Annotated in this window: 6 protein-coding genes and 1 CRISPR repeat array (1 of these 7 only partly in view); of the genes, 2 read left to right on the forward strand and 4 right to left on the reverse strand. The window is 45.2% G+C overall.

All coding sequences use genetic code 11. From position 1 onward, the window contains the following. Window positions 1-6,642: direct repeats of the CRISPR family, unit length 37 nt; unit sequence GCCGGAAAACCCATAAAACCCTATTAGGGATTGAAAC; it begins 258 nt to the left of the window's first position. A 264-nt stretch (window positions 6,643-6,906) separates the two neighbouring features. Then, the gene (locus QUA44_RS14020; protein ID WP_333251931.1) at window positions 6,907-7,602 is read left to right on the forward strand and encodes a CsgG/HfaB family protein; all 696 of its coding nucleotides are present in this window, start codon (window positions 6,907-6,909) and stop codon (window positions 7,600-7,602) included. A gap of 329 nt (window positions 7,603-7,931) precedes the next feature. Here the strand turns inward: QUA44_RS14020 and QUA44_RS14025 are convergent, their stop codons facing one another. Further along, complete coding sequence (locus QUA44_RS14025) at window positions 7,932-10,241, reverse strand: protein phosphatase 2C domain-containing protein (RefSeq protein ID WP_333251932.1); 2,310 nt, start codon at window positions 10,239-10,241, stop codon at window positions 7,932-7,934. A 1,171-nt stretch (window positions 10,242-11,412) separates the two neighbouring features. Between QUA44_RS14025 and QUA44_RS14030 the strand changes: the two genes are divergently transcribed. Beyond that, window positions 11,413-11,772 carry a hypothetical protein gene (locus tag QUA44_RS14030; RefSeq protein ID WP_333251933.1) on the forward strand — a complete coding sequence of 120 codons (360 nt, stop codon included), beginning with the start codon at window positions 11,413-11,415 and terminating at the stop codon, window positions 11,770-11,772. A 236-nt stretch (window positions 11,773-12,008) separates the two neighbouring features. On the opposite strand, the gene QUA44_RS14035 is transcribed toward QUA44_RS14030, so the two are convergent. From QUA44_RS14035 to QUA44_RS14045, 3 genes are all read right to left on the reverse strand, one after another. Continuing rightward, entirely contained in the window at window positions 12,009-12,353 is a 345-nt protein-coding gene (locus QUA44_RS14035; protein ID WP_333251934.1) for an NAD(P)H-quinone oxidoreductase subunit M, read from the reverse strand. A 75-nt stretch (window positions 12,354-12,428) separates the two neighbouring features. Then, window positions 12,429-12,986 carry a hypothetical protein gene (locus QUA44_RS14040; RefSeq protein WP_333309729.1) on the reverse strand — a complete coding sequence of 186 codons (558 nt, stop codon included), beginning with the start codon at window positions 12,984-12,986 and terminating at the stop codon, window positions 12,429-12,431. 234 nt (window positions 12,987-13,220) lie between these two features. Then, window positions 13,221-15,125: a pentapeptide repeat-containing protein gene (locus tag QUA44_RS14045; protein WP_333251936.1), complete on the reverse strand. Its 1,905-nt coding sequence runs from the start codon at window positions 15,123-15,125 to the stop codon at window positions 13,221-13,223. Between the last annotated feature and the right edge of the window lie 13 nt (window positions 15,126-15,138).

Raw genomic sequence — 15,138 nt, forward strand, 5'->3', positions numbered from 1 at the left:
TGAAACTTAATACCGGGTAGTCCGATCGCAGCGTACCCGGCCGGAAAACCCATAAAACCCTATTAGGGATTGAAACCAATACCAACATACCATACCTTTCTATAAGTAACGCCGGAAAACCCATAAAACCCTATTAGGGATTGAAACGGTGGAGATATCCAACGAAGCAAGCGAAGTAACGCCGGAAAACCCATAAAACCCTATTAGGGATTGAAACCGTTTCCGTAAAAAATCAAATCGTTTGGCTTGTTGTTCATAGCCGGAAAACCCATAAAACCCTATTAGGGATTGAAACCCACACATCTACTTGTGAGGTAATTCAATTATGAGCCGGAAAACCCATAAAACCCTATTAGGGATTGAAACCCTCAAGCCGAACCGAAAAAACCCGGAACACCTGGCCGGAAAACCCATAAAACCCTATTAGGGATTGAAACTCTGTAGCTTGAGCGCGTCGCCTGCATAGGCTAGGAAAGCCGGAAAACCCATAAAACCCTATTAGGGATTGAAACAAAAGGATCTGCGGGCCAAAATTCTCGTTTGAAGCCGGAAAACCCATAAAACCCTATTAGGGATTGAAACACAAAAAGTTGGTTTAACGAACTTGTCGCCCTCGGGCCGGAAAACCCATAAAACCCTATTAGGGATTGAAACAACCTAGATAGCCCCGTTGGTAAGAGAGGCTCCAAACAGCCGGAAAACCCATAAAACCCTATTAGGGATTGAAACGTAAATGAAAAAATCTACAAACCTACAACCACGGAAATGCCGGAAAACCCATAAAACCCTATTAGGGATTGAAACGTAAGTGGTTTCAATTTTGCGATCGAACTCTAGACGCCGGAAAACCCATAAAACCCTATTAGGGATTGAAACGAACTTCCGCTCCTGGCGTTGATTGAAACTTCCTCCGGCCGGAAAACCCATAAAACCCTATTAGGGATTGAAACCTGAGATTTTCATTGGTTGATAATTTCTAAGATTTTACTGAGCCGGAAAACCCATAAAACCCTATTAGGGATTGAAACGGTATTTCCTTTACGTGGTGCCATATCTATTAGCTACTGCCGGAAAACCCATAAAACCCTATTAGGGATTGAAACATCATATTCGGGGTCAAATTCTAGAAATTGGGTAAAAGGGCCGGAAAACCCATAAAACCCTATTAGGGATTGAAACCAAATCGTCGCAGACTTTATCGCCGTACAAACACTGCCGGAAAACCCATAAAACCCTATTAGGGATTGAAACTTGGACATTAACAAGTGCTTTAAGCCCGCGAAACGCCGGAAAACCCATAAAACCCTATTAGGGATTGAAACAAAAAAAAGTATGCGATCAATCGGAACGTAGTGCCGGAAAACCCATAAAACCCTATTAGGGATTGAAACAGGACAAGATGGGCGAACAATGCGGTGCTTTGTCGCCGGAAAACCCATAAAACCCTATTAGGGATTGAAACATAGTCTATCCGCCTTAATCTGACATAACGGGTAGCCGGAAAACCCATAAAACCCTATTAGGGATTGAAACAATCATTAGCAGCGGGCAAGTGACTGCATACCAGCGCCGGAAAACCCATAAAACCCTATTAGGGATTGAAACGCACGATATCAATCGGAAATTTCTGAGTCATCTGAAGCCGGAAAACCCATAAAACCCTATTAGGGATTGAAACTTTGTGGGCAACCACAATAATTCCGATATCACCTCGCGCCGGAAAACCCATAAAACCCTATTAGGGATTGAAACCTATTAAGGCTATCAAGAATAGCTTTATCACTTTGCGCCGGAAAACCCATAAAACCCTATTAGGGATTGAAACTGGTATTACGGATTGCTCGAAGTACCCTATTGGTGCCGGAAAACCCATAAAACCCTATTAGGGATTGAAACAATTCAGAATCGGTGAAGGTAGAATTAAATGAAAATCAATGCCGGAAAACCCATAAAACCCTATTAGGGATTGAAACGTATCACCGGGAATTCATACCCCGACAGCCAGCCAAGCCGGAAAACCCATAAAACCCTATTAGGGATTGAAACATCTGCAAGCGAGCTGCCTGCCTGTTCTTTGCAGAGCCGGAAAACCCATAAAACCCTATTAGGGATTGAAACCGTACATTCTGCAAACTCCAGTTGTAATTGACCGCCGGAAAACCCATAAAACCCTATTAGGGATTGAAACGCGCGGTACACTAGGCTATAATATAGAGAGACAAGGCCGGAAAACCCATAAAACCCTATTAGGGATTGAAACATATTCAATTTCCTTCGAGCCGCATTGTGGACAAAAGCCGGAAAACCCATAAAACCCTATTAGGGATTGAAACGAATTGTCCGTTGAATCCTCCCCCAGCCCCGACACCGCCATGCCGGAAAACCCATAAAACCCTATTAGGGATTGAAACGCTAGCATGACTACCTTTCTGTAAAGGAGTCGAGCCGGAAAACCCATAAAACCCTATTAGGGATTGAAACTGGGCCCTTCCACCCTTGACAAATCTGCATCCAGCCGGAAAACCCATAAAACCCTATTAGGGATTGAAACTCTAGCTGCTAGCTGGTGCGGTTCGGCCCCTGGCCGGAAAACCCATAAAACCCTATTAGGGATTGAAACAAAAGCAGCATCACCGCTGAAACACCTAATAACGCCGGAAAACCCATAAAACCCTATTAGGGATTGAAACGAAGTGTCTACAGTGCCGTCTACAGATTTGTCTAGCCGGAAAACCCATAAAACCCTATTAGGGATTGAAACTGAAGCTAAAGCCATTGGCTTTAAAGGCTTCCTTCATTGCTTGCCGGAAAACCCATAAAACCCTATTAGGGATTGAAACCAATAAAAATCTACAGAGTCCCCAAACCAAAACTCAGGGCCGGAAAACCCATAAAACCCTATTAGGGATTGAAACAAAAACTTTTGCAAGCTCAGAGTTTATTTTTAGAAATCTGGCCGGAAAACCCATAAAACCCTATTAGGGATTGAAACGAGAAGGATCAGCACAAATTCCATGAAGACAATTCATAGCCGGAAAACCCATAAAACCCTATTAGGGATTGAAACCTACGCTTTATAAAATTAGAGGTAAATTATGACGCCGGAAAACCCATAAAACCCTATTAGGGATTGAAACAGCTTGCTCTAAGGCGTATTTAAGCATCGCATAGGCCGGAAAACCCATAAAACCCTATTAGGGATTGAAACGTGATGGTTTAACTTCGGTGATTGAATCAGTCGTGCCGGAAAACCCATAAAACCCTATTAGGGATTGAAACCCAAATTTCGCGACGCGAAGCCTTGGAAAAACTAACGCCGGAAAACCCATAAAACCCTATTAGGGATTGAAACTTGCCTTATAATGATGTTAGTGGAAATAAATTGGCCGGAAAACCCATAAAACCCTATTAGGGATTGAAACCGATCGCCCGCCGATTGAATCCGATGCCTATCTTGGCCGGAAAACCCATAAAACCCTATTAGGGATTGAAACTACCATCAAGCCTTAAGTTAAGCTGGCATCTATCTGTGCCGGAAAACCCATAAAACCCTATTAGGGATTGAAACCCTCTTGAACCAACTTGATAGGGATGGGCTGGCTGCCGGAAAACCCATAAAACCCTATTAGGGATTGAAACATAATAACCACCATAATGAGTACTCCAACACAGATATCTAGCCGGAAAACCCATAAAACCCTATTAGGGATTGAAACCCAGAAGTAGACCCGAATAAAGACTACTATAAAGGCCGGAAAACCCATAAAACCCTATTAGGGATTGAAACAACTGTTTCTGCTTTTTTGCTAGACATAATATGCGCCGGAAAACCCATAAAACCCTATTAGGGATTGAAACATAAGCCGTTAACACTAAAAACGTCTTAAGTACGGTTCAGCCGGAAAACCCATAAAACCCTATTAGGGATTGAAACTCCTGCCGGGCTGGCCCCTTCTGCCTCTTCTTCCCGTGCGCCGGAAAACCCATAAAACCCTATTAGGGATTGAAACGGCGATCGCCTCCCAAGCATCCACTACCTCACGAGCGCGCCGGAAAACCCATAAAACCCTATTAGGGATTGAAACTAGCCAAAAATGCGGGTTAAGGATTCTCACTCGCGCCGGAAAACCCATAAAACCCTATTAGGGATTGAAACGAGCGAACTGCGGGCAATTCAATTAACCTTGGAGCGGGAAAACCCATAAAACCCTATTAGGGATTGAAACATTAAGGAGTGACAATGACAATCGAACAAATTCTGCCGGAAAACCCATAAAACCCTATTAGGGATTGAAACAAGTCGGGCAACAATCCTAACTACGATTTAGCTCGTGCCGGAAAACCCATAAAACCCTATTAGGGATTGAAACTTTCAACAAGCTCCTCAAGCGTTTAGGGTTTAAGCCGGAAAACCCATAAAACCCTATTAGGGATTGAAACACTACTTGGCGGCTAAGGGCACAGATACCCGCACCGCCGGAAAACCCATAAAACCCTATTAGGGATTGAAACGCACCGCTTTAACCCAGATGAGTAACGCCGGTATGCCGGAAAACCCATAAAACCCTATTAGGGATTGAAACCGATCGCAACCTCTGGTTCCTCCTCTATAATTTCCCGCCGGAAAACCCATAAAACCCTATTAGGGATTGAAACTACTTCGATCGATAACAAAGACAAGACGCAGTAACGCCGGAAAACCCATAAAACCCTATTAGGGATTGAAACACAGCTAGCCCTTGCAATGATGATATACACGTTGGCCGGAAAACCCATAAAACCCTATTAGGGATTGAAACTGCCAGCGGGTCTTCTTTGGCGGCGAAGTGGCGGGCGAGCCGGAAAACCCATAAAACCCTATTAGGGATTGAAACACTATGGGATAAATCAACACTGGGGCTACGATATGGCCGGAAAACCCATAAAACCCTATTAGGGATTGAAACGCTTTCCATTTGGACAAGCATGGTGATTTGTACCTAGCCGGAAAACCCATAAAACCCTATTAGGGATTGAAACTAGCAGTGGGAGTTTGAGAGATAACGGATGCCCCTAAGCCGGAAAACCCATAAAACCCTATTAGGGATTGAAACGAAGCTTTAAACGATCGCATTTCCGCACTCGAAACGCCGGAAAACCCATAAAACCCTATTAGGGATTGAAACCTCGATAAAAAAGTGTGGCTGGGTGCAGTTGTTCTGGCTCAGCGCCGGAAAACCCATAAAACCCTATTAGGGATTGAAACATCGGATTGCTTCGCACATAGTCGCCCGGTCTAGATACTGCCGGAAAACCCATAAAACCCTATTAGGGATTGAAACTATCAAAGTCAATGATATAACTGGCGGAGGTGAACAAGCCGGAAAACCCATAAAACCCTATTAGGGATTGAAACACAACCCCGCCCGGGAAATGATGTAAGCGGATCGAGCCGGAAAACCCATAAAACCCTATTAGGGATTGAAACTTGGACTTGCGAGAGTATTTATGTGGCTTGAAGCAAGCCGGAAAACCCATAAAACCCTATTAGGGATTGAAACTTGCACCTTACCCATTAATTCTTCTTTTTCTACGGCCGGAAAACCCATAAAACCCTATTAGGGATTGAAACTCTCGAATAGTTGCCTGGACAACCATCATTTTATTGCCGGAAAACCCATAAAACCCTATTAGGGATTGAAACGGGCCGATGAACGGCGTGGTCGATGCGCTTGACGCCGGAAAACCCATAAAACCCTATTAGGGATTGAAACGGGTCGATAACGCATCCGTTGGCATCGAGCAGCCAAGCCGGAAAACCCATAAAACCCTATTAGGGATTGAAACAGTGTCATTACACCGACGTTCAAATTCACGAACGGCAGCCGGAAAACCCATAAAACCCTATTAGGGATTGAAACTAGAATTAGACCAAGTAAAAGCTAGGATTGATGCTGGCCGGAAAACCCATAAAACCCTATTAGGGATTGAAACAAAGGTGATTGGTTGTGCTGACGGCAACAGCACATTTGCGCCGGAAAACCCATAAAACCCTATTAGGGATTGAAACCAGAATAGATATCACTGGTGCTTACGTCCAAACTTCCGAGCCGGAAAACCCATAAAACCCTATTAGGGATTGAAACGGAACCCACTTTGATGTTTGTACCCTTGGCATCCGAGCCGGAAAACCCATAAAACCCTATTAGGGATTGAAACCCATTCAAACATAAACTTAACTGACTGTCTCGCGTGTAGCCGGAAAACCCATAAAACCCTATTAGGGATTGAAACTGGATTGAACCCAAGAAGACGATTAACTACTGGCGGCCCTGCCGGAAAACCCATAAAACCCTATTAGGGATTGAAACTTTGGACTCGGCGGGGTGACTTACTTCGACGATATTGCCGGAAAACCCATAAAACCCTATTAGGGATTGAAACTTAAACGCAGTGGGTTGATTGTTTGTAACTGTACGCCGGAAAACCCATAAAACCCTATTAGGGATTGAAACCGCGGTATCAAATACGCCTGGAACATCCCGAACGAAACGCCGGAAAACCCATAAAACCCTATTAGGGATTGAAACGTGGTGGGAAAAGTTTAATAGCCAGCCAAAATCTAAGCCGGAAAACCCATATTTCCCTATTAGGGATTGAAACGGCAAATCCGTTGCTGTCGCAATTTGCACACCTAAGCCGGAAAACCCATATTTCCCTATCTAGGGCTTGAAACCTCGATCGCACTCTTCCTTTCTTTCTCTGCGTCCTCTGCGTCCTCTGCGGTTAATTAATTAAAATTAAGCCTTTTGAAAGTCAAAAAACACTAAAACCCGCCAATTCCAACCTCCTCACCCCCAACCCTGACATCGGGCTGTTCCGTGAAGTATCCTAGAGTCGGCACAAAACAACTGTGAGGAAAAACTTATGAAAACAACCACCATATCTCGCTTAACCAGCATTTCCCTAGCTACCCTAATGCTAGTAGGCGTTTCAGTAAATGCGATCGCCACGCCAGCCACCATCAAACCCGCCACCCAACTCGCCCAAGCTACGGCCAAAAAGCGCCTCGTCGTCATGGATTTCGACTACGGCACCACCAACAGCTATTACACTTCTTATCGGGGAGTCGGCGCCGCCAAAGGCATCAGCGAACTGCTAATCAACGAACTCGTCAACAATGGCACCTATACAATAGTCGATCGTAGCAAGCTCGAACAAGTGCTCAAACAGGAAAATCGCAGCGGTACAATGGATGCCGGCACCGCAGCCGAAATTGGCAAAAAACTAGGAGTTGACGCCGTACTCATCGGCACCATTACCAAGTTTAATATCGACAAACAATCCGGCGGCGGCAGTTTCATGGGAATCGGCGGCGGTTCGCAAAAAACCAAAGCTACCGTTCAAATAGACGTGCGGTTAATCGGTACAGCTTCAGGAGATATTCTTGCCACCGCCAAAGCAGTAGGAGAAGCCGATCAAAGCGATTCTAATATTTCTGTCAGAGGTATCAGCAGCAATTCTGGCAGCAGCAATGAAGACTCACTTTTGAGCGCGGCAGTTGACAAAGCGGTATCCCAAATGGTGACTAAACTGGCAGAAGTATCTAACAAATTAGGTTAGAAATTTTGAAACATTTTTAGACTTTAGATTGGTAATTGTTAACTCCCCAATCTAAAATCTAAAATTTTTTCAGATCCTTGACCTGCAATTGTACCTGTTAATATTAGTTTTGTTTAGGAATCTGCCTTTTCCTTTATACTGCAATACGGTTCACTTAACACTATTTATACCCCGGAGACCCCCCTCGCATCCCCCGAAAGCAAGGGGGAATTTGAGGGCATTCTTGTCCCCCGACCTAAGGGGGGTTAGGGGGTATCTGTCTTAAGTGAACCGTATTGCTTTATACTGAACTCTATCAATTTCGCTCAACATACTCAAGCATTAACAGTTTAATTAGCATTTGGATTTGAGTCAGCCTCAACGCACTTACCCTTTTGAGTTGGGTTTAAGGCTAGGTTAGACACTACTTTAGAAACGGCAGCTTGTTCTTGAATCCATCCAATTTCCCCCGCTTGCAGCTTGGCGCTTTCTACTTCAACTGTTGGCTTAACTGCCGGGGAAGGTGAGGGATTTGCCACAGCGGGAGATGGCTTCAGTGCAGGTTTTGAAACTGTAGAAAAATCTTTATTTGACTCGGGTTTGGGGGAGTTCGATCGCACTATTTCAGGAATCGAACAAACTTTCAATTCCAGCCAATTGCCTTGAGGCGTAAGCTGTTTGTTTGTCACCTGCAAAACACTGCCGGCTGGGACTGTTCCTTTGACAGTCAACTCACCCATTGCGACTCGCAAATCCAAGCGATCGCCCAATGCGCTCAATTCCCCAGCCACAGAACTTTTAATCTCTATAAACGAGCCTGTTTCTAAAGATTGGACCGGAGAAGGTACAGAGTTAACTGTTTTCTCCGGCGTGCTTCCAGCTTTAATTAAACCGCGTTTCCCGAAAATCGACTCCCCGGCAGTATCGATCGCGCGACCCACCGGAGGAATGAAAAAATAAGCAAATACACCCCCCAACCCTAATAAAAATAAAATTTTCAGCAGCAGCGAAAATGGGCTTTTGCTTTTGTCCGGCCGTAACAACTGCGTTTTTCCTTCAGAATCCCCCTCGCCAATGCTTGTGGGCCCATTCAAATCCGTTGGCATATCCTCACTGTCGGAAATTAGTTCGATCGGCGTATCTAAAGGTGCGACAGACAGTTCTGTAGCAGTATTACCGTCTTCCCTCAAATGCGCTTGACAGTGAATTAAAGCAACAGTGACGTTATCGTGACCGTTTCTAGTATTAGCAATCTCAATCAGTCGATCGCGCGCCTTAGCCAAACTAATGCTACCGTCGAGAATTGGCAAAATCTCCGCTTCCCAACATTCCTCAACCCGGTCTTTATCACTCAAACCGTCGGAACACAGCAGCAAAACGCAGTCTTCATCCACCGGAAAACGCTGCACGGTCGGGTGCAGAGTGTTGGACGAAGTAATCCCCAAAGCTTGAATCAGAGCTCCGGCGGCCACTTGTTCCAAAGCATCCCGGTAGAGAGAGTAGCCCAAACGCACCTCGCGGCAAGCCACATTATCATCGAGAGTAACTTGATAGCAGCCGGTGCGGGTAATCCAGTAAGCCCGACTGTCTCCGACGTGGGCGACGTAGAGCTCGTGAATGTGGGCTAAAGCCATAACTAGCGTAGTTCCCATCCGCTGGCGGCCTTGGCGGTGTTCGCTGTCGTTGCGACTGGCTATCTTGTCGTTAGCAGCACAAGCCGCCCGTTCCAGCTTGGAAGTCAGGCTCAACGGGTCCCAATTAGCCTGATGCAGGGGCATTTGCTGCAACTTGTCGCGCAGCACACCAATTGCTTCTTCCGAAGCGACTTCGCCGCCGTCTTGTCCACCGATACCGTCGCAGACGATCGCGCAAGCTTCCGCACCCGGGTTTCCTGCGAACAGCGTACCGCTGGGCGGATAGCAAGCATCTTCGTTGTGAGCCCGGGATCTGCCTACATCTGTGCCCGTGGCAATTTCAACGTGACGATCGTACAATCGGCCGCACTTTGCCAAAGCTTTATCCAACTGGCCCATCAGTTGTTCGCCGTGGCGCACTTGACCGGCAACCATTTGCTGGCAAAGTTGCCTCAAAAAATTGGCAATAGTTGGGTGAGCATCTTCGAGCCACTGCTGCCACAATTTGCCCAACTGCGACAAATGAGGCGGTTTGCGATCGGGCTGCAATTCCAAAAACCGCACCAATTGCCCTTCCACCCGCAGCAGTTCTGGAGTCAGCAGGGTCGAAGCCACGCCCTGAGCGATACAGGGCTGCCACAACTGGGCTATTTGCCACAGCCAATTGAGCTGGCGCATCGCTGCTGCTCCTTTCCAGGAATCAGCCAATTCCGGCATTAAAGATTCCGTCACCTTCAAAATCGGCCCGTTTTCCAGTAGCCAGATATCTCCCGATAGCCTGCTCATCTTGGACGATACCATGCCGTATACTTGAGGTACGTGCAACTGATAGGCAAACAGTCTCAGATAAGGAGTGACAACACTCGGAATCTCTTCGGGCAGTTCCGGCAAGTGTTCGGGTTGAGTATCGACCAGAAGTCGATCGCGCTTGACCAAGTAGCGACCAGCGATCAGATCGCCTGGCTTACACCCTTTGATCCCTTCACCTAAAGCCCATAAGTAGTGTTTTGCCACAGAGTTTTGCATAAGGGTTCCTGACGCCTTTGGGCAAGCGTGCTGATCTGAATTATTTTAGCGATTGAACCTCGACGGGTTGATACGTGGCGATTATTTGACACTCCCGCTTTCTCAACAGACGCAGATTCTTAAGACTTCGCAGTCCTAATATCCTGATTTTTCAGGTTCCCGGGCTCACCACGTTTCCACTGTTGTGTGCGTAGTGAGATCTGCTACACAAAACTTGGCTAAACTTATTTAAGTCTCACCATTCAATCGGGATTGCTCCTGAAGGGTCTGCTTCCTGCTTCACCCAAGGGAGTCGGCTCCTTCTTGTCCACAGGCGTTAATTCGGGTGTAGCCCACCCTAATCGAATTAATTTTAGTTGAATATTTTAGCCATGAGTCATCCAATATTTTCAACCAATTTAACGAAACGCGGACTCCCGTTCGACCTTTTTACAGGCTGGTCAGTTTTGACTTGCACGCTCGGTTTACTCTCCCAGATAATTAAGCCTTGGTTTTTGGCATCGCTCTAATTCTACCACCCACAAAGGTTAACCAGTCAAGTTAAGTATGACTAACTTTAGTAAACTTTTTTGCTATTTAGTCTAACTCCTGACAATATTTTAGGCGTTACTTTCCCCCAGTCTAGGGGTAGGTTTTAATGTCTTGTACTGACAGGAACAGTTTACCATTTTGTTGACGGCCGGTTGAATCTTGCTATGAGCTTTCAGGGTTAGACGATCGCGCGACACCCCAGTCATCGGCTTGAAATCCCGCTGTTTTCAGCATATTCCTGATAGCAGCAATTTCCGAAGAAATCGCAGCACTCAAGTGAATTGAGATTTTAGACTAACTATAATGGTAGGATGCTGGTACGTAGAAATCACCTGAGCCGGTAGGTATAAATAAATATCAATTCTCGGTTTTCTCGCGAAGGGTCATCTGTGCCTCGCGCCCTAGTTTCGCAAGAGAAGTTAAATTTAACCCTACCCAAAGATGGATACAAGCCCCCAGATTCATCTGTGGAATTAATCTCAAATCGATCAACTGACGGATGCCAGCCCCCCACAGGAGTCGTGGAGAGCAAAAAAAATTAGATATTAGTTCAAGCCCCCACATTCATCTGTGGAATGAATCTCAAATCTCAAATCTCAAATCTACTGACCGGCCTCTGCAAGCTGTTGAGTATTTAACCATGGCCCCACATGAACCCAGCGCCTTTTCCAAGAATTTGCCCGATCCGAAGCTACTGCCGGCCGTTGAAATAGACGAAATACTCACTAGCATTCAACAGTCTCACAGTTTTTATTATAAAGTGATGAATCTTGAGGTTTGGGCGCTGGTGGAAACCTTGGATGGCCTGTTTCCCGGCGCTTGGGGTCACTTTATGACCAACCGCCAACTTGCAGTTAAACAGTTTTTGGAACGCGATCGCGTTCCAAATTCTCCGGTTGATGCTGGGGAGGCGGGGGAGAAGTCCGATCGAAGTCGGAAGAAAGAAGAAGCCGGGAGTCAGGAGTCAGAAAAAAGCAGGAAGAAGCAGGAAGAAGAATAAAAGCAGATTTTCCCAATTCTCCCCATCTCCACCTTTTCTCTGTATCCACGTCTAAATCCCCCTCAATCCCCAAAGCGAGAGACGAAACAGAACCGTCTTTTCCCCCCGTACTCTCCTGATTAAGAGCAGTAGGAGGGATCGAAACTCAGCTACAAGCGACATTTATTATGGGTTTCAATCTTAACTTGACATAAATGCCGATCGCCCGTTAGCGAAGCCCTCGAAGAGGATCGCCCTTACAGGTGAATTTTGGCATCAACACGGGGAAGTCCCATGCTGTAGTTGACAGCGCGGCTGTTGAGGTTGTAGCTGATTTGGCCTTTTTGTAAGAACGATCGTACCAAGTGTTCCAACTCCGAACCGATACGGCGGAGGTTGTACTCGGTCAAATCTTCGCCCTCGTAGGCGTCTACGAGTTGGTCGAATTTGGCATATACCTGTTTGATTGACTCGTCATTCCAGTTAAGTTCGTTATCTGGGTCAATGTCGATCGTCAAAAGGTCGTTGCTGGGTACGAGTTCGTTATCTTCGAGGATGGCGGTGTATATGCGAATATGGCGGGTTGTTGACTTGAGCTGCATGAGTTCTTATGTGTAAAGATTTTTTGCTGAATTAATTGTAATGGCACAGAGATGCGCGGGGAGGGTGGGCGATCGTCAATTTCTCGGAATCCCGAAATATTTTAGTTGTTCGCCCGTCCAATTTTTGTAATATTCAGTTTTCTCTAAAGCATCGGAAGCTGGCTTCAGCTTAGAATTTACTTGAACCGTGAAGCCCGGATACGGCATCCTCCTAGTATGAAGCCCGTCAATATTAAAATCTTCTTCGGGATGGACGTGAAAAGCCAGCAAGCCCAACTCTGAAATCTGATTATTCAGTTTGTCTATCAATTCTTTAGTTTGTGGCGCAGTAATTGCGGTTTTTTCGGGATTAATTACTACCATTATTTCAAATTCCGAATTGTAAAATTCATAAATTGATTTCATTATGCTCGAATCTCCATCGAACTCAGTCAGCGCTGAAAATCGCTCGATTTTGAATAAAATTTGATTAGCCAAGCGTGCCTTCTTAGTGAAGGGACAAATCGGTAAATCGCTGAAAACTGGATGCGATAACTCGACAAACTCGGTCATCCATCTGAGGGTAGATTCTATAATTTCTGTGTGCGATTCATTCATCGACAATCTATGTATTTGATATTTCACACTCATCATACTCTATTTTTATGGCGAGGCTCACCCCACCATTCGTATCAATTTAAGACAGAAACCCATAATAAATGTCACTTATATCAAAGTCTCGATCCCCCTAAATCCCCCTTCTTAAGGGGGACTTTGAGTGCTTCCGGTTCCCCTTTTTTAAGGGGGGCTAGGGGGATCTCCTGGTCAAGAAAACACGCCCTACTCCTGCCATTTCTAAGGACTCAATTCGTTACTACAAAGATTAATTCATTCGTGAATTGTGCCATCTGGCATAATTGCGCCTGCGAGTTTTGCCGTTTCCAGATTGACCACGCCACTTAGATTCGCTCCCTTCAGGTTGGCTTTTTCTAGGTTTGTATTCTGCAAATTTGCCCCGCGCAAGTCTGCCAAAGTTAAGTCTGCTCCACTAAAATTGCCGTAACTAAGATTAGCTCCACAGAGATTTCCTTCACTTAATATTGCTCCGCTTAGATTACAGTGAAGACTTCCACCAACCAAATTAATTTTAGTTAGATTAGCACCACTAAAATTTGCAGAATCTGTTTGTGCACTTTTCAGATTCGCCCCGTGCAAGTCTGCCGCAATGAGGTTGGCGCTACTCAGAATTGCTCTGCTTAAGTTGGTGTTACTCAAATTAGCTTGCAGGAGGTTTGCACGATCCAAATTGGCATTACTTAGATTGGCACCGCTCAAGTTAGCTTGACTCAGGTTGACATAACTCAAGTCAACACCAGCTAGGTTGGCTCTTTGCAGTGAAGCATTAGAATCAATTAAGCAAGCACCTGCTTTAACAGGGTCAAAGCCTGTAGGGAAGATAGTCTCTGCGTTGTAAAGCGCTTGTTGAAGTTTTGCTCCCTCAAGATTTGCCCCTTCAAGCTTTGCATTTAATAGGTTAGTATTACTTAGGTTTGCATTACTCAAATTAGCTTTCATCAATTGTGAACTCCTCAAATTCAACCCAGTTAAGTTTGCTTTACTGAGGTTTGCCCTGCTGAAGTTTGTCCCCAATAACAAATGAACTTTACTGAGATTTACTCCACTCAGATTAGCTTCACTTAGGTTTGAATTAGACAGATTTACTTCACTTAAATTTGCATTGAGTAATTGTGTTTTACCTAAGTTGGCTGAGCTGAGATTGGCTTGGTGAAGGTTTGCATGACATAAATTTGCCTCACTCAGGTTAGAAAAGTATAAGTTTGTTTCAGAAAGTTCTGCACTGCTTAGATTAGCCCTACTAAAGTTGACCTGATTCAGGACTCTTCTGCTCAGATTTACTCCTGCTAGATTAACTCCAGTAAAATTTCGTTCTTTGTTATTATACCGTTGTAAAAATTCCTCAGCACTAATAGCTGGCTCCTGATTTTCTAGTGCAGAATCATCGATTTTTGCCTCTTCCTCAGATTCCACAGTATCCGCATTCACAGGAGTAGCAGGCGGCTGTTCTACCGCTTCGCTAGATACTGGAATCGGTGTCTCCTCGATCGCCTCTTCGCGCAATAACCGATCCACCCGATCGCTAAACCGCCTCACAACCTCAGCATCATCAAGCTTCTCACCAGCATTCGAGCTTTTCTCAACCGGATTTTCAACATAATACTTATCTACAAAACTTTGCAACCCAGCATTATATCCCTGTCCTAGCGCCTGAAATCTCCATTCGCCATTCTTCTTATACAAACGTCCAAATTCTAAAGCCGTTTCTTGGGAAAATATCTGATTTAAATTGTACCGAACCAATTCGCTAAGAGTTTCTCGGTTGTAAAGCCTGATAAAAGCATTTGTAACTTGACTAAAACTTTGATTTTTTTCCTGTCCCTCGTGAATAGTCACCACAAACACAATTTCCTGAATCGCCGAATTGATTTTACTCAAATCCACATAAACCGTCTCATCATCTCCCTCAATTTGTCCATTCCTGCTGTCTCCTGAATGCCGCACCGCACCGTCGGGGGAGGTCAGATTGTTGTAAAATACAAAATACTTTTCATCAGGAATCCGACCCTCCGCCGCTAACATAAAAACAGATGCGTCAATGTCGCAGTTTTGTGCTTTCTGGCTGACTTGCCAACCCAGGGCGATCGCAATTTTACTGAAATCAGAAGTTTCTTTAGAAAGATTGAACCTTTCACCCTTAGTTAATTCGATGCTCATTCCCTTACCTTAG

It is taken from the genome of Microcoleus sp. N9_A2 (assembly GCF_036701775.1).
Taxonomy (GTDB): domain Bacteria; phylum Cyanobacteriota; class Cyanobacteriia; order Cyanobacteriales; family Microcoleaceae; genus Microcoleus.

Coding starts and splice junctions, on each gene's coding strand:
- QUA44_RS14040 (WP_333309729.1), bottom strand. CDS start 12,986: ATGATGAGTGTGAAATATCAAATACATAGATTGTCGATGAATGAATCG.
- QUA44_RS14035 (WP_333251934.1), bottom strand. CDS start 12,353: ATGCAGCTCAAGTCAACAACCCGCCATATTCGCATATACACCGCCATC.
- QUA44_RS14045 (WP_333251936.1), bottom strand. CDS start 15,125: ATGAGCATCGAATTAACTAAGGGTGAAAGGTTCAATCTTTCTAAAGAA.
- QUA44_RS14025 (WP_333251932.1), bottom strand. CDS start 10,241: ATGCAAAACTCTGTGGCAAAACACTACTTATGGGCTTTAGGTGAAGGG.
- QUA44_RS14020 (WP_333251931.1), top strand. CDS start 6,907: ATGAAAACAACCACCATATCTCGCTTAACCAGCATTTCCCTAGCTACC.
- QUA44_RS14030 (WP_333251933.1), top strand. CDS start 11,413: ATGGCCCCACATGAACCCAGCGCCTTTTCCAAGAATTTGCCCGATCCG.